We start from the raw sequence: 15,843 nt of genomic DNA, 5'->3' as shown, positions 1-15,843 counted from the left end.
CCGACACATACTCCTCTAACCACGAGATTCACCAGGAAGCCCCCGGCATATCTCCCCCACCTGCCCCACGGCCCCCAGCAGGCGCGGCGTGGGCTCGTTGGCGCAGTTCAGGCGCAGGTGGTTGGGCAGGTCCGAGCGCGATGAGAACAGCGGGCCGGGGCTGACGCCAATGCCCAGCTCCAGCGCGCGGCGGTGCACCTCCAGTGCATTCACCTGGCGCGGCAACTCCACCCACAGCAGAAAGCCCGCGCGCGGGGCCGAGACGCGGGTGCCGGGCGGAAAGCTGGCCTCGACCCGCGCCGTGACGGCCTGCACCCCGGCCTGCACGCGGGACTTGAGGCGGCGCAGGTGCCGGTCGTAGTCGCCGCTGGCCAGCACCTCGCTCACGGCGGCTTCCAGCAGCGGCGCACCGGCCCAGTCGCCCGCCAGGCGCACCTGCAGCACCTGGGCATGGAAGCGGCCCGCCGCAATCCAGCCCACGCGCCAGCCCGGCGCCAGGGTCTTGGACACGGAGCCGCAATACAGCACGTTGCCGCTGCCGTCGAAGGCCTTGCAGGCCGGCGGGCGCTGGCCGTCGCCCGCAAGGTCGCCATAGACATCGTCTTCGATCAAGGGAATGCCTGCCCGCTCCAGCAGCGCCACCAGGGCCTGCTTGCGCTCCACCGGCATGCTGGCGCCCAGCGGGTTCTGCACGGTGGGCGATGCCAGCACGGCAGCCGGCCGGTGGCGGGCAATGGCCTCGGCCAACGGCTCCAGCAGCAGGCCTTCGCGGGGATCGGTGGCAATCTCCAGCGCCTTCAGGCCCAGGTCCTCCAGCAGCAGCAGGCTGCCGAAATAGGCGGGCCGCTCCACGGCCACGACATCGCCGGGCTTGCACACGGCGCGCAGCGCCAGCCGCACGGCCTGGGTGGCGCCTGCCGTCAGAACAAGGTCATCGGGGCCGAAGCGCGCACCCCATTGCGCGGCCCGGGCCGCGATCTGGCCGCGCAGGTCGGCGCGGCCCGGCGGCATGCTGTAGGTCTGCCCGTGCGCGTCCAGGCGGCGCCCGGCGGTCTGCAGCGCGCGCTGCAGCCGGGCCGTGGGCAGCCAGGCCGGATCGGGCAATGCGGCACCCAGCGGGATCAGGCGCGTGTCGGGACTGCTGAACAGCGAGCGCGCCAGGGCCGACAGGGTCACGGGCACGGGACGCGACGACGGGCGGGACGCCTGCAGCGCCGCGCCACCCGTTGCCTGCCGCACAAAGTAGCCCGAGCGCGGGCGCGCGACGATCAGGCCCTCGGCCTCCAGGCAGCGCAGCGCCTCCAGCGCGGTGGGCAGGCTGACCTGTTCGCGCTCGGCCAGGCTGCGGGCGGAGATCAGCCTGTCGCCGGGGCGCAGTGCGCCGCAGGCCAGCGTCTCGCGCAGGGCCTGGGCAATGCGGCGGTACTGGGGCAAGGGTTCGTTGGTGGTGGGCATGCCAATCTGTACAGGTCAGTTTTCTTGAATTCTGCTTATACAGGCATTGGCTGCCCGGATTTATCGTTGCAGCCATCAAGCAACCCGAGGAAACCCATGCAAGCCAGCAATTTCGATCTCCAGGCCTACTTCCGCCGCATCGGCTTCAGTGCCGGTGACCCCGCCAAGGCCGATACCGCCACCCTGCATGCGCTGATGCGCCACCAGTTGTTCGCGGTGCCTTTCGAGAACCTCGACGTGCAGGCCGGCAAGATCGTCTCTCTGGTGCCCGAAGACATTGCGGGCAAGATCCTCGGCGGCGCCCGTGGCGGCTATTGCTACGAGGTGAACGGCCTGTTCGCCATGGCGCTGCAGGCCCTGGGCATTGCCTACCGCTTTGTGGCGGCGCGGCCGATGTTCTATCCGGCACGCCGGCCCCGCACCCACATGGCCTTGGTGGCCGAGGTCGAGGGACGGCGCTGGCTGTGCGACCTGGGCTTTGGCAGCTACGGCATACGCGCCCCCATGGCCCTGGACGAGCTGGATACCGAGGTCCGCCAGGACGGCGACGCCTTCCGCCTGAGCCTGGACGACCAGGGCGAATACCTGCTGCAGGCCCGCGTGGACGGTGAATGGGCCAACCAGTACGCCTTCAACCTGTCGCCCCAGGAGTGGGTGGATTTCGCCCCCGCCAACTACCTGAACTCCACGCACCAGGACGCCATCTTCGTGCAAAAGCGGGTGGTGGTGCTGCACCAGCCGGCCGGCCGCATGATCCTGGTGGGCGACGCGCTCAAGACCATCACGGCCAGCGGCACCGAGACCAGGCAGCTGGCGCCTGATGAGATCCAGCACGCGCTGGGCAGCCTGTTCGGGCTGGCGACCGAGCGCCAGGCGGCTGCCGTGTGCTGACTCTCTAAGCTCGGCGGGTCGAATCCCGCTCGATCAGCTCGAACCCCAGGTCGAACGCCGAGCGCCCGGCACTGTGGCCCTTGCAGCGTGCCAGCACGAGTTCGGCGGCCAGGCGGCCTATGCCCGGTCCGTCCACATGCACGGTGGTCAGCGACGGCAGCAGATGGGCCGCGAAATCGGCATTGCCGAAGCCCGAGACGGCCAGGTCCACGGGCACGCGCAGGCCGCGCGCCTGGGCTTCCACCAAAATGCCGTGGGCCAGCATGTCCGAGCTGCAGACCACGGCCTGCAGATCGGGCTGCTGCGCCAGCAACTGGCCCAGCGCCTGCCGGCCCAGCTCCAGGCTGCCGGGCGCGGACACGGTGACCGTGGGCACCTCGCGGCCCCAGGCTGCAAGAAAGCCCTCGCGCCGCTGCTGGGCCCGGTGGTCGCTGCCCGTGGCCATGCCCACGCGCTGCAGGCCGCGCGAGAGGAAATAGCCGGCCAGCGCGCTGCCCACCTTGAGGTGGGAAAAGCCCACCACCATGTCCAGCGGCCGGTCGCTGAAGTCCCAGGTTTCCACCACGGGAATGCCGGTCCTGCGCAGCCGCTCGCGCGCCTTGTCGGACTGCACCAGGCCCATCATCACAATGCCGTCGGGCTGGCGCCCGATCATGGCGTTGAGCACCTCCTCCTCCCGCTGCTCGTCGTAGAAGGTCTGGCCCAGCAGCAGCTGATAGCCCTCCTGCGCCAGCGTGGCCGTCAATGATTGCACCGTGGGCAGGAATTGCGACACCGACAGCGCAGGCACCACGCCGGCCACCATGCGGCTGCGGCGGGACTTGAGCCCCCCCGCCAGCAGGTTGGGGATGTAGCCCGTGGCCTCCACGGCCTGGCGCACGCGCTCGCGCGTCTTCTCCGAAACGATGGAAGGATTGCCCAGTGCGCGCGAGGCCGTGATCAGCGAGACGCCGGCCGCCTCGGCCACGTCGTGCAGCGTGGCGGGCCTGGGTGGTGTGGGTGTGTTCATGGGCAAGCGCGATCGCGGGCTGGTATCGGGGACGGGCCTGAAGATAGCAGACCGCCCTCCACGCACGGGCGCCAGACCTGCCCTGCATCGCAGAAATCGTGATTGACAGCCAAAATGACAACGATATCATTTTGCTGAAAGCGCAAATCCTTGCATCTACAAATTGGCATCGGCGCTTTTTCATTTCCTCGGAAATGACAACGATGTCATTCACAAATCAGGAGACAAGATGAATCACATTCTTCGTGCCATGGCGCTGGCCCTGGCCGCGCTCGCTGCCTTTTCTGCATCGGCCCAGGCCTGGCCAGACAGGCCCGTCACCCTGGTCGTGCCCTTCCCCGCTGGCGGCTCCACCGACCAGGTCGCGCGCGCCGTGGCGCCCAGGCTGGGCGAGAAGCTCAGGCAGTCCTTCGTGGTGGAGAACAAGGCCGGCGCCACGGGCACCATCGGCGCGGCCTTCGTGCAGCGCGCGGCGGCGGACGGGCAGACCTTTCTCGTCACCTCGCTGGGCCCGCTGGTCATCGTGCCCCACCTGATCAAGAACCTGCCCTACGACGCCCTCAAGGACTTCGACCTGATCACCGTGGCCGTGCAGTCGCCCAACGTGCTGGTCGTGCCTGCCGCCTCGCCGCACAAAAGCGTGGCCGACGTGGTCGCCCACCTCAAGGCCCATCCGGGCAAGATGAGCTTTGCTTCGGCCGGCCACGGCTCCAGCGACCACCTGACGGCCGAACTGTTCTGGCAGCAAACGGGCACCCAGGGCGTGCACATCCCCTACAAGGGTGGCGCGCCCGCCCATGCCGACCTGATCGGCGGCCAGGTCGATGCCTCGTTCCAGAACATCAATGCCGTGATCCAGCACATCCGGGCCGGCAAGATGCGCGCCCTGGCCGTGACCAGCCCGCGCCGCTCGCCCGTGCTGCCGGACCTGCCCACGCTGGCCGAGGCCGGGGTGAAGAACGTGGAGGTCGCCTCCTGGCAGGCCATCGTCGCGCCCAAGGGCCTGCCGCCTGCGCTGCGCGACAAGGCCCATGCGGCCTTTGTCGAGGCGCTCAACGATCCCCGGGTGCGCGAGCAGTTCGTCTCCATCGGCTACGAGATGGTGGCCGGCACGCCCCAACAGTTCGCCGAATTCCAGCGCCAGGAATACGCGCGCTGGAAGACGGTCATCGAGGCCGGAAAGATCAGCATCGACTGATGCCTGCCCCTGTCCTTTTTCCAACCACCGCACTCCCGCAGCCATGACCTCTTCCGCGCTTTCCGAAACCACCAGCCAGGACCGCATCCAGTGGATACGCCTGTCGTCCTGCTACCTCCCCCTGGCCCGGCCCATCAGCGATGCCAAGGTGCTCACGGGCCGCCAAAAGCCCATGACCGAGGTCGCCATGCTGTTCGCCGAGATCCAGACCCGCGACGGCCACCGGGGTCTGGGCCTGAGCTACGCCAAGCGCGCAGGCGGCCCGGGCCAGTTCGCCCATGCCAGCGAAATCGCGCCCACCCTGCTGGGCGAAGACCCCAGCGACATCGCGCGGCTGTGGACACGCATGTGCTGGGCCGGCGCCTCCGTGGGCCGCAGCGGGCTGGCCGTGCAGGCCATCGCGGCCTTCGACGTGGCGCTGTACGACATCAAGGCGCGCCGCGCGGGCCTGTCGCTGTCCAAGCTGCTGGGCTCGCAGCGCGAATCCGTGCGCTGCTACAACACCTCGGGCGGCTTTCTGCACACGCCGCTCGATGAGCTCAAGCGCAACGCCAGCGCCTCGCTGGAGCGCGGCATTGGCGGCATCAAGCTCAAGGTGGGCCAGCCCGACTGCGCGCTGGACATACGGCGCGTGGAGGCCATGCGCGCCCACCTGGGCGATGCCGCGCCCATCATGGTGGACGCCAACCAGCAATGGGACCGCCCCACGGCCCAGCGCATGTGCCGTGTCTTCGAGGAGTTCAACCTGGTCTGGATCGAGGAGCCGCTGGACGCCTACGACCACGAAGGCCATGCCGCGCTGGCCGCGCGTTTCGACACGCCGATCGCCACCGGCGAGATGCTGACCAGCGCCGCCGAGCACGGCGATCTCATACGCCACCGCAGCGCCGACTTCCTCATGCCCGACGCGCCGCGCGTGGGCGGCATCACGCCCTTCCTGCAGATCGCCGCCCAGGCCGAACTGGCCCACCTGAGCCTGGCGCCCCACTTCGCCATGGAGCTGCACGTGCACCTGGCCGCCACCTGCGCCAACGAGCCCTGGGTGGAACACTTCGACTGGCTGGAGCCGCTCTTCAACGAACGCCTGGACATCGCCGATGGCCGCATGCTCGTGCCCACGCGCCCCGGCCTGGGACTGAGCCTGAGCGAGCAGGCGCGGCGCTGGACGCGCGAAAGCGTGGAGTTCGGGGAGCGGGGTTGAGGGTGCCTACCCATCCAACCCGTACTTGCGGATCTTGTCGTGCAGCGTGGTCTTGGGCATGGACAGGGCTTCGGCCGTGCGCGCCAGGCTGCCGGCGTGGCGGCGCAGGGCGTCGGCGATGAGGGCGCGCTCGAAGGCCTCGACAGCGGCGGACAGCGGCCGGGGCGCGGCGTCCTGCGCGGTGGTGCCGGCCGGCTGGCCGAAGGGGGGCGAGCCGGTCTCGATGCCCAGCACCGTGCGCTCGGCCACGTTGCGCAGCTCGCGCACGTTGCCGGGCCAGTCATAGCCCAGCAGTTGCTGCACGCGCGCCGTGGTCAGCTCGGGCACGGGCCGCTGGTGGCGCGCGGCGCCCTGCAGCGCGAAGTGCTCGAACAGCAGCGGCACGTCCTCGCGCCGCTCGCGCAGGGGCGGCAGCGAGACGGTGGCCACGTTCAGGCGGTAGTAGAGGTCGGCGCGGAACAGCCCTTGCCGGCTCAACTCCAGCAGATCCACCTTGGTGGCCGCGATCACGCGGCAGTCGATGGGGATCAGGGTGTTGGAGCCCAGGCGCTCCAGCACACGCTCCTGCAGCACGCGCAGCAGCTTGATCTGCATGGGCAGGGGCATGCTCTCGATCTCGTCCAGGAACAGCGTGCCGCCGCTGGCGTGCTCCAGCTTGCCGATGCGCTTCTTGCCCGCGCCGGTATAGGCGCCGGCCTCGCTGCCGAACATTTCGCTGTCGAACAGCGTGTCGGGCAGGCCGCCGCAGTTGACGGCCACGAAGTTGCCCTCGCGCCGCGCGCTGGCTTCGTGCAGGCAGCGCGCCACCAGTTCCTTGCCCGTGCCGGTCTCGCCCTGGATCAGCACATCGGCCGCGCTCTGCGCCAGCCCCGTGAGCATCTGGCGCAGCTGGCGCATGTTGGGCGCGCGGCCTATCAGCCGGTGCTCCAGGCTGTCGCGCTGGTCCAGCTGCTGGCGCAGCGCCCGCACCTCCAGCACCAGCCGCCGGCGCTCCAGGGCGCGGCGCACAGCGCCGACCAGGGTTTCGGGGGCGAAGGGTTTCTGGATGAAGTCCTGGGCGCCGTCCTTCATGGCCTGCACGGCCATGGAGATGTCGCCGTGGCCGGTGATCAGCACCACGGGCAGTTCCGGGTCCATGGCCACCAGTTCGCGCAGGAAGGCCATGCCGTCCATGCGCGGCAGGCGGATGTCGCTGACCACGATGCCCGCGAAGTCGCGCGACAGGCGCCGGCGCGCCTGCTCGGCGCTGCCCACGCTTTCGCAGGCGATGCCTTCGAGCTGCAGCGCCTGCTCGCAGCCGAGCACGATGTCGGGGTCGTCCTCGATGATCAGGACTTTGAGGGCGTCGGTCATGGTGTGTCGGCAGAGGGTGTGGAGGGAGCCAGGGCCAGGCTCAGCGTGAAGACGGCGCCGCCGCCCGGATGGTTGCTGCCCGTCAGCGTGCCGCCGCATTCACGCACGATGCCGGCCGACAGCGCCAGCCCCAGGCCCAGGCCCACGCCCTCTTCCTTGGTGGTGAAGAACGGCTGGAACAGATGGGCCTGCGCCGCTTCGCTCAGGCCCGGGCCGTGGTCGCGCACGGTGACCTGGGCGCGGCCATCGGCCACGGCGCAGGCCAGCTCCAGGCAGGGCGCGGGCTGGCCGCGCATGGCGTCCAGGGAGTTGTTGATCAGGTTGATCAGCACCTGCTCGATGCGGTTGCGGTCGCACCAGGCCACGGCCTCGGGCACGCCGTCATCGCGCAGGATGCGGGCGCCGGTCTCGGCCACGCGCGACTCCAGCACGGCCAGCGCATTGTCCAGCGCATGCGCCAGCGGCACGGCCTGGCTGGCGCCGCTGGACTTGCGCGCGAAGTTGCGCAGCTGGCCGGTGATGCGGCCCATGCGGTCGGCCAGCTGCGCCATTCGCTCCAGGTTCACGCGCGTGGTTTCGGTATCGCCGCGCTCCAGAAAGCGCTGGCTGTTGCCGGCCAGGGTGCGCAGCGCCGTCAGCGGCTGATTGAGTTCATGGGCCACGCCCGTGGACAGCTGGCCTATCACGGCCAGCTTGCCGGCCTGCACCAGTTCGTCCTGGGCGGCGCGCAGCGTGGCCTCGGCGTGTGTGCGCTCGGCCACCTCGGCCTGCAGCGCCTCGTTGGCGGCCGACAGGTCGGCCGTGCGCTGCTCCACCTTGCGCTCGAGCTCGTCGTGCGCGGCCTGCAGCGCCTCGCGCGCGGCCAGCCGGTCGCGCAGGTGGCGGCGGCGCTCGTTGACCATCATGGCCAGCAGCAGCACAAAGGCCGCGCCCACGGCCGCGGCCAGCGCGCGGCTCTGGGCCAGCTGGTCGACCTGCTCCAGGTGCGAGAGCACGGTGATCGTCCAGGGCGTGCCAGGCAGTTGGCGCGACTGGGCCAGGAAGCGGCCGCTGACCGGGTAGACCGAGCCTGGCGATTCCTCGCCATGGCGGGCAATGCGCACCAGGCGCGCGCCCTGGCCCAGGTCGCGCAGCACCTGCAGGCCCAGCGGCTCCAGCGCGCGGCGGTTGTACTGGCGCGTGTGGTCGAAGGCGGCGCGCGTGCCCTCGTCCAGTGTGCGCAAGGTGGTGAATTTCCAGTCGGAGACCGTGCCCAGGATGACGACGCCGTTCTCGTCCCCCACCAGCACGGGCGCCTCCACCGTGGACCACGATTGCTCCAGCTGGTCCAGGCTGACCTTGACCACGGCCACGCCCAGCGTGTGGGTGTCGTCACCCAGGGTGGAGGCCAGGTAGTAGCCGGGCTCGCCGCGCGTGGTGCCTATGCCGAAGAAGCGCGCGCTGCCCGTGGCCATGGCGGTGCGGTAGTAGGGACGAAAGCTCAGGTCCTCGCCCATGTAGCTGTCGGTGCGCCGCCAGTTGCTGGAGGCCACGACGTGGCCGCGCGCATCGACCAGGTAGGCAGTCAGCGTGCCCGCGCGGTCGTTGAGTTGCTCCAGGTAGGCGTTGACGCGGTTGGTGAGCTGCTCGTCGCCGGGCTCGGCCAGCAGCCTTTGTACATTGCCTTCCAGCGCCAGCACGTCGGGCAGGAAGGCGTATTTGCCGATCTCGCGCTGCAGGCTGGCGCCGTACAGCTCCAGCCGGTGCATGCCCGTGGCACGCAGATCGGCGATGCCCAGCCGCTGGGCCAGCAGGTACGCACCCCAGCCGCTCAGCCCGCTCAGGGCAAGCCACAGCAAAAGCAGGATGAGCTGGCGCAGGGGGCGGCGGGCGGGCATGGTGAAGGCACCGATGTTATCAGTGCCCCCCAGCGCCGCCTGGGCCTCAGGCCGAGACAGCGGGCCGCCCTTGCTCGGAATGGTCCGTGGGCAGCAGGGACTCGTCGTCATCCGTGGCCGCGGTCGGATCGACGGCGCCTTCCCACTTGGCCACCACGGCCGTGGCGATCGCATTGCCCAGCACATTGGTCAGGGTGCGGCCCATGTCCAGGAAGTGGTCGATGCCCAGGATCAGCAGGATGCCCGCCTCGGGCAGGCCGAACATGGGCAGCACGGCGGCCACCACCACCAGCGAAGCGCGCGGCACGCCGGCAATGCCTTTGCTGGAGACCATCAGCACCAGCAGCATGGTGATCTGGGCCGTCAGCGTCATGTCGATGCCGTAGGCCTGGGCGATGAAGATGGCCAGGAAGGTGGTGTAGACCATCGAGCCGTCCAGGTTGAACGAGTAGCCCAGCGGCAGCACGAAGCCGATGATGCGCGGCTTGATGCCGAACTTCTCCAGTTGTTCCATCAGCTTGGGATAGGTCGATTCGCTGCTGGCCGTGGAAAAGCCCACCAGCAGCGGGCCTCGGATCAGGTTCAGCAGGCGGAAGATGTCACGGCCCAGCACGCAGTAGCCGGCCACGATCAGCAGCACCCACAGCGTGGCCAGGGCCAGGTAGAAGCACAGCATGAACTTGCCGAACACCGACAGCATGCCCAGGCCATGGATGGTGATGGTGCCGGCCACAGCGCCGAACACGCCCACGGGGGCGAAGCGCATCACGTAATCGGTGACCTTGAGCATGATGTGGACCACTTCGTCCATCAGGCCCACCATGGAGCGCGCGGCCTGGTTGTGCAGATTGCCCAGCGCAATGCCGAAGAACAGCGCGAACACCAGGATCTGCAGCACCTCGTTGGTCGCCATGGCCTCGAAGATGTTCTTGGGGAACACGTGGGCGATGAAGTCCTTGAGGTTCAGCGCCGAGGTCTTGAGGTTAAGGCCCTCGGCCGACGACGGCAGGGCCACGCTCAGGCCATGGCCGGGCTGCAGCACGTTCGCATAGATCAGGCCGATGGCCAGCGAGCAGAACGAGGCCACGATGAACCAGCCCAGCGCGCGGCCGCCAATGCGGCCCACGGCCTTGGCGTCGCCCATGTTGGCCAGGCCCGACACCAGGGTGGCGAACACCAGGGGCGCGATGATCATCTTGATCATGCGCAGGAAGACATCGGTGAGGATGCCGAAGTAGCTGGCGATTTCCTTGGCGGCCTCGGGCGTGGGTGCGTAGCTGTTGCAGGCATAGCCCACCAGCACGCCGAGGACCATGGCCACGAGCACCATGGTGGTCAAGCGGTTGAATTTCATGCGGATTTTTTCGTTGGACGTATTTCGGTCTTGCAAGCGAGCCCGGCCACCACGGCTGCCGGCCACGGGCCGGATGCCACAGCGAAGACGGGCTTGTCTCCCTGCATACACAACCACGATGCACGTGGCCTGCGCCTGACAGTGCACAGACCGTGCCAGCCGCATCCGGCACCTGCACCCCGCGCTAACTGCTTGATTCGCCTATATCGACCTTACTTTTATGCATAAGGTGGCACGGAAATCCGAACGATGGAACGCCTGCATCGTTCGGAAAACCGGATGGCCGGGCCTGCCGCCTCCGACCCTCCCGGCCGGCGCTATCATCCGCACCGGCCCCATGTCACGGGGCCGGTGCTTCAAAACACCTCCATCACACAGCGGCACAACCTCTTCGAAAGCGAGGTCTGTCAATGCAATTCACGGATCAATGCAATCGCAAAGGCCAGTGAATTCGCTTTGCAATGGAGCATCAAGCATGAACACCGTTTTCCTCGCACTCGCCTGCGCGCCCTCTCTTGGCGCCGCCCCTTCCACACGGAGGGCCAAGGCATGAACCCCACCACCCAACCCACCACCGCCAAGGACAGCCACACCACGCGGCAGCTGTCCAATGCCCTCACCCAGGTGGACCATCTTGTGCAGCAAGGCTGTGCAGAGATTTCCTCCATCGCCCAACTCGCCCTGGCATGGCTGGAGACGCCCAAGGGCCATCGCCACATGGATGTGGTGGCCCGCGCCCTGCAAAGCATCCGCGACAGCGCCGAGACGCTGGCCGACTACGCCGGCACCGAGGCCCAGGCCATGGGCTGCGGGTTTGAAGACGCGGCCGAGATGCGCCGCGCCGAAGCGGCCGAGGCAGCCGCCAAAGCCATGGCGCAACTGTTTGAACGCCGGCCGGTGCCCGGGCAGGACGGCAGCAGCAGCTGATGCTCCGGCGCCTGTAGAGGGGCCCGCTCTCCCAGGGTCCCGCACCGTGTCTTCACCGGTGCATCAACCGAGCGCCAACCCTGCCTCAACCCTGCGTCTGGGGCCCCAGGCGAAAAACACTCACGGACTGCACAAGGTCATGCGCCTGCTGGCGCAGGCTCGTGGCTGCCGCCGCCATTTCCTCCACCAGGGCCGCGTTTTGCTGTGTCGCCTGGTCCATCTGCATGACCGCCTCGCCCACTTGTGCCACGCCGCTGCGTTGTTCGGCGGAAGCCGCGCTGATCTCGCCCATGAGGTCGGTGACGCTGCGTATGCTCGTCACCACTTCAGCCATGGTGCCGCCCGCGCGATCGGCCAGCACAGAGCCCTGTTCGACCCGCTCGACGCTGTCGGAGATCAGGGCCTTGATCTCCTTGGCCGCCGCTGCGCTGCGGCCGGCCAGGCTGCGGACCTCGGAGGCCACCACAGCGAAGCCACGGCCCTGTTCTCCGGCACGCGCAGCCTCCACCGCAGCGTTCAGCGCCAGGATGTTGGTCTGGAACGCGATGCCGTCGATGACGTTGATGATGTCGGCGATGCGGCGCGAACTTTCACTGATGCCCTTCATCGTGTCCACGACCTGGGTGACCACCTCGCCCGCCTGCCCGGCCACGCCGCTGGCCCGCTGCGCGAGCGCGTTGGCCTTGCCCGCGCCATCAGCATTCTGGGTCACGGTGGCTCCGAGCTGCTCCATGGAGGCCGCCGTCTGTTCAAGCGCGCTGGCCTGGCTCTCGGTCCGCGAGGACAGGTCGGTGTTGCCCTGGGCAATCTGCGTGCTTGCACTTGCCACGGATTCGCTGCCGCTGCGCACGACGGCCACGACCTGCGATAGCGCATCACTCATCTCGCCGAGGCTGCGCAGCAGGATCCCCACTTCATCGTGGGTGGTGGCCTCCACCCGCTGCGTCAGATCCCCGCATGCCACCGCGCGTGCCACCTGGATGGCCCGGCCGATGGGGCCCGTGATGGAGCGCGTGACCCAGGTCCCCAGCAAGGCGGCCAGCACGACGGCCACCAGCGCACCCCCCAGCTCGAACGCCAGCGTCATTGCCGCCAGCGACTCGGTGCGCGTCAGGCGCTCGGCCATGAGCTGCTCCTCCTCTCGCACCAGGTCCGCCTGCAGTGCGCGCAGCCCATCCATGGCCGCCTTCTCGCGCCCCAGAGAGAACTCGCGGACCAGATCCTCGACCGTCGCCGTGCCGTCCTGGACTTGCCGCCGCAGCGCCTGCAGCGGCTGCACCGCCTGCACGAATTCACGGTGGCGCAGCCGGATTCCGTCGAGCCGGCGCTGCTGGGCGGGGTTGTCCTCGGTCAGGCGTACGGCCTCCTGCCAGGAGGCCTCGAACTCCTTGAGTCCTTCATCCCACGGGGCAAGAAAACGGGAGTCACCCGACAGGAGATAGCCCCGCGAGGCCGTCTCCATGTTGACCATGCCCGTGAGCATGCGCTGTCCTTGGGACATCACCTTGAAGGTGTGCTCGTTCCATTGCTGGGCCTCCTTGAGCCGGGACTGGCTGCTCACGGCCAGCGCGATGACAAGAAGAAAAATGGCGATGACGCATGCGAAGGCAGCTGCGAGACGGCGGGCCAGTGGCCAGTTGGACAAATTCATGATGATCATCGGTACGAACTGCGTGGCCGGAAAGACTGCACAAGGGCGCGGCGATCATGGTGTGAAGCCTCGCCTGCGCCTGGGCACTCATCTCCTGGCCGGGATCTACAAAGCACTCGCGCCAGCGGCTGCCGGGTGGCGGCCAGCGGGCCTGCGCTTTGTTTCTCTATGTAATATATTGGACAAAACATATTTTTGTCCTAGACAATTCGCAAAATCCCTCAAAACATCCCGGCCATGACCGGACGTTTTGTTCCCTTCAGATCAATGACGCCACTTTCTGACCCCCTGCCTTTGGCGCCTGGCCCCGGGCTGCCCATCTCGGCCGTCGAACGCGAGACCGGACTTGCCAAGGACACCCTGCGTGTCTGGGAAAGACGCTACGGCTTTCCAAGGCCTGAACGGGATTCGGCAGGCGATCGCCGCTACCCGGCGGACCAGGTTCGACAACTGACCCTGATCCGGCGGCTCATGGATACGGGGCTGCGCCCCAGCAAGCTGATGGGCGTGGATCTGGACGGCCTGCAGGCGCTGCTGGCCCGCACCGACACCTCGCCGGGCAAGGATTTGTCCAGGACAAATTCAGAGAATGCAGCGGACTCTGACCGCTTCGCCCCCATGCTCAACGCCATTGCCGCCCATGATCCCGCCCAGCTCAGGCATTGCCTGAGCCTGGCCCAGTCGCGCATGGGCCTGGCCGGTTTCGTGACCACGCTCGTGGCCCCGCTGACCACGGCGGTCGGCGATTTCTGGGCACAGGGGCGTTTTGAAGTGTTTGAAGAGCACCTGTACACCGAGGTGCTCACCGGCGTCTTGAGGCAGGCGATCGCCTCGCTCGCCCCTCCTTCCCCGCCGCCCGCGCCCAAGGTGTTGCTGACCACGCTGCCGCAGGAGATGCATGGACTGGGACTGCTCATGGTCGAAGCCCTGCTGGCCCTGGAAGGCTGCAACTGCGTATCGCTGGGCACCCAGACGCCCATCGGCGACGTGGCACAGGCCGCGCGGGCGCATCGCGCCGACATCGTGGGGCTGAGCTTCAGCAGCGCACACAACGGAGCGATGGCGCAGGCTTGCCTGGGCGAGCTGCGCAGCCACCTGCCGCCGGCCATCGAGTTGTGGGCCGGTGGAGCATGCCCGGCGCTTTATTCCAGCCCGGTCGCGGGCATGACGCCGGTGCGCCATCTCACGGATCTGCAACCGCTGGTCGCCCGATGGCGGCAGACGACAAGAACATCAAGGACATACGCATGAACTTTCCCGCCCCCCGCCCCGTCTTCACCGCCAGGCGGCGCACCCTGCTGGCAGCGGCCCTTGGCGCCGGCCTGCTGGCCAGCGGTTGCGCCAGCATGCGCCCGCCCGGCTCGGTCACGCCCGTCTCACCGTTCGATCTGCAGCGCTACCAGGGCCTGTGGTACGAACTGGCACGGCTGGACCATGGTTTCGAGCGGGGCATGACCGATGTGACCGCCGAGTACACGCCGCAGGCAGACGGCAGCGTGAAGGTGGTGAACCGGGGGTTTTCCGTGCCCCGGGGCCAGTGGCAGCGCGCCGTCGGCAAGGCCTTGTTCACGGGCAAGCCGGACACGGCTTCGCTCAAGGTCTCCTTCTTCGGCCCGTTCTACGGCGGCTACCATGTGGCCGCCCTGGACCCTGACTACCGCTGGGCGCTGGTCCTCGGGCCGGACACGCAGTACTGCTGGATACTGGCCAGGGAGCCCAAACTGCCCCCGCAGACGCTGCAATCCATCGTCGCCAAGGCCGCGGAACTGGGCGTCGATACCGGCGCGCTGATCTGGGTCAGCCATGAGCGGCACCAGGAAGCGCACAGCCAGGAGGCCTTGTGAACGGCGCGCCCCCCGTCGCGGTGATCGGCGCGGGAATGGCGGGTTTGGCATGTGCACAGCTGCTGGCCGAGGCTGGCTGCCGCGTGGATATCTTCGAGAAAAGCCGAGGCCCATCCGGGCGCATGAGCACGCGGCGCGCGCAGGATCCGCAGGGTGCGTGGCAGTGCGATCACGGCGCTCCATCGTTTGCGGCCCAGGACCCGGAGTTTGTGCAGGAGGTGCGCCAGTGGGAGCAGCACGGCGTTGTCGCCGCCTGGCGTCCGCGCGCAGTGCGCCTGCAGGGCACAGACGTGGTGCCAGCAGAGGCAGGCCCCGACCGCTGGGTGGGCGTGCCGCGCATGACCTCTCCCGCAGCGTTTCTTGTCCAGCGGCTTGCACAACAGGGGCATGGCGCACGGCTGCACCTGCAAGCCACGGTTCAGCAGTTGCAGTACGAATCTGCCTGCTGGACTGTGCACTGTGCCGAACACGGGCAGATCGGATCGGAATACTGCGCCCTGGTTTTGGCAGTGCCTGCACCGCAGGCGGCAGCCTTGCTGGAGCCGGTCTCGCCCTATGCGGCGGCACTGGCTGCCAGCGCGCGCATGCAGCCTTGCTGGGTGGCCATGCTGCGCACCGACGCCCCCCTGCCGCTGGACTGGGATGCGGCAGAAATCACGGATGGCCCGCTGTGCTGGGTGGCACGCGACAGCGCCAAGCCAGGGCGACAGGGGCCGCAAGTGCCGCAAGGACCTCAGACCTGGGTGCTGCATGCCAGTGCACGATGGAGCCAGGATCACATCGAGTCGGACGCCGAATCCGTGGCCCGGCAACTGCTGCAGGTATTCGAGGCTCTGGCCGGCCCACTGCCCGGCTCTCTGACCGGCTCTCTGCCAGGCGGCCTGCGCGTCACTGCCCACCGCTGGCGCTATGCGCTGCCGGCGCCGCACCTGGTCAACCGCTGCTGGTGGGACGCGCCTGCGGGCCTGGGCCTGTGCGGCGACTGGATGTGCGGCGCAGGGGTCGAAGGCGCCTGGCTCAGCGGACGGGCGCTGGCCCGGCGCGCCCTGGCCACGCTGACGCGCTGAACTGCAGGAACGCCCG

General features: G+C 68.5%; 13 protein-coding genes. 7 read left to right on the top strand and 6 right to left on the bottom strand.

The genetic code is table 11. The features are described from left to right. Positions 1-15: 15 nt before the first annotated feature. Entirely contained in the window at positions 16-1,455 is a 1,440-nt protein-coding gene (locus ACM14_RS15650; protein ID WP_065346648.1) for a PLP-dependent aminotransferase family protein, read from the bottom strand. A gap of 96 nt (positions 1,456-1,551) precedes the next feature. Here ACM14_RS15650 and ACM14_RS15645 point away from each other — a divergent pair, with 96 nt between their 5' ends. After that, positions 1,552-2,346 (top strand): arylamine N-acetyltransferase, encoded by a 795-nt coding sequence (locus ACM14_RS15645; protein WP_065346647.1) that lies wholly within the window; start codon positions 1,552-1,554, stop codon positions 2,344-2,346. Between the two features lie 4 nt (positions 2,347-2,350). On the opposite strand, the gene ACM14_RS15640 is transcribed toward ACM14_RS15645, so the two are convergent. Next, positions 2,351-3,355, bottom strand: a complete 1,005-nt coding sequence (locus tag ACM14_RS15640) for a LacI family DNA-binding transcriptional regulator (protein WP_012206091.1) — start codon at positions 3,353-3,355, stop codon at positions 2,351-2,353. A gap of 229 nt (positions 3,356-3,584) precedes the next feature. On the opposite strand from ACM14_RS15640, the gene ACM14_RS15635 reads away from it, so the two are divergent. Together ACM14_RS15635 and ACM14_RS15630 are read left to right on the top strand one after the other, a co-directional pair. After that, on the top strand, positions 3,585-4,553 hold the full coding sequence (locus ACM14_RS15635) for a tripartite tricarboxylate transporter substrate binding protein (protein WP_047216940.1): 969 nt from the start codon (positions 3,585-3,587) through the stop codon (positions 4,551-4,553). A gap of 43 nt (positions 4,554-4,596) precedes the next feature. Continuing rightward, positions 4,597-5,754 carry a mandelate racemase/muconate lactonizing enzyme family protein gene (locus ACM14_RS15630; protein ID WP_065346646.1) on the top strand — a complete coding sequence of 386 codons (1,158 nt, stop codon included), beginning with the start codon at positions 4,597-4,599 and terminating at the stop codon, positions 5,752-5,754. A gap of 6 nt (positions 5,755-5,760) precedes the next feature. Here ACM14_RS15630 and ACM14_RS15625 read toward each other — a convergent pair whose 3' ends face one another. From ACM14_RS15625 to ACM14_RS15615, 3 genes are read right to left on the bottom strand one after another with little or no spacing between them, the layout of a single operon-like run. Next, positions 5,761-7,107 (bottom strand): sigma-54 dependent transcriptional regulator, encoded by a 1,347-nt coding sequence (locus ACM14_RS15625; protein WP_043821568.1) that lies wholly within the window; start codon positions 7,105-7,107, stop codon positions 5,761-5,763. After that, complete coding sequence (locus ACM14_RS15620; RefSeq protein ID WP_034394780.1) at positions 7,104-8,984, bottom strand: ATP-binding protein; 1,881 nt, start codon at positions 8,982-8,984, stop codon at positions 7,104-7,106. Before ACM14_RS15620 ends, ACM14_RS15625 begins: the two co-directional genes overlap by 4 nt. Positions 8,985-9,030: 46 nt before the next feature. Then, positions 9,031-10,338 (bottom strand): dicarboxylate/amino acid:cation symporter, encoded by a 1,308-nt coding sequence (locus ACM14_RS15615; RefSeq protein ID WP_043821572.1) that lies wholly within the window; start codon positions 10,336-10,338, stop codon positions 9,031-9,033. A gap of 549 nt (positions 10,339-10,887) precedes the next feature. On the opposite strand from ACM14_RS15615, the gene ACM14_RS15610 reads away from it, so the two are divergent. After that, complete coding sequence (locus tag ACM14_RS15610) at positions 10,888-11,265, top strand: hypothetical protein (protein WP_065346645.1); 378 nt, start codon at positions 10,888-10,890, stop codon at positions 11,263-11,265. Between the two features lie 85 nt (positions 11,266-11,350). Here the strand turns inward: ACM14_RS15610 and ACM14_RS15605 are convergent, their stop codons facing one another. Continuing rightward, positions 11,351-12,925 (bottom strand): methyl-accepting chemotaxis protein, encoded by a 1,575-nt coding sequence (locus ACM14_RS15605; protein WP_065346644.1) that lies wholly within the window; start codon positions 12,923-12,925, stop codon positions 11,351-11,353. A 258-nt stretch (positions 12,926-13,183) separates the two neighbouring features. Between ACM14_RS15605 and ACM14_RS15600 the strand changes: the two genes are divergently transcribed. From ACM14_RS15600 to ACM14_RS15590, 3 genes are read left to right on the top strand one after another with little or no spacing between them, the layout of a single operon-like run. Then, a complete protein-coding gene (locus ACM14_RS15600; RefSeq protein ID WP_065346643.1) occupies positions 13,184-14,167 on the top strand; it encodes a MerR family transcriptional regulator in 984 nt (327 codons plus the stop codon). Further along, positions 14,128-14,760, top strand: coding sequence for a lipocalin family protein (locus ACM14_RS15595; protein WP_043821577.1), 633 nt, complete (start codon positions 14,128-14,130; stop codon positions 14,758-14,760). Before ACM14_RS15600 ends, ACM14_RS15595 begins: the two co-directional genes overlap by 40 nt. After that, positions 14,757-15,827: an NAD(P)/FAD-dependent oxidoreductase gene (locus ACM14_RS15590; protein WP_065346642.1), complete on the top strand. Its 1,071-nt coding sequence runs from the start codon at positions 14,757-14,759 to the stop codon at positions 15,825-15,827. The genes ACM14_RS15595 and ACM14_RS15590 overlap by 4 nt, the downstream gene beginning before the upstream one ends. The last annotated feature ends 16 nt before the right edge of the window (positions 15,828-15,843 follow it).

It is taken from the genome of Delftia sp. JD2 (assembly GCF_001682645.1).
In the GTDB taxonomy this organism is placed as follows: Bacteria; Pseudomonadota; Gammaproteobacteria; order Burkholderiales; family Burkholderiaceae_C; genus Comamonas; species Comamonas acidovorans.
Note: the sequence above shows the minus strand (reverse complement) of the source record. Positions and strands in the feature narration are given on the sequence as shown.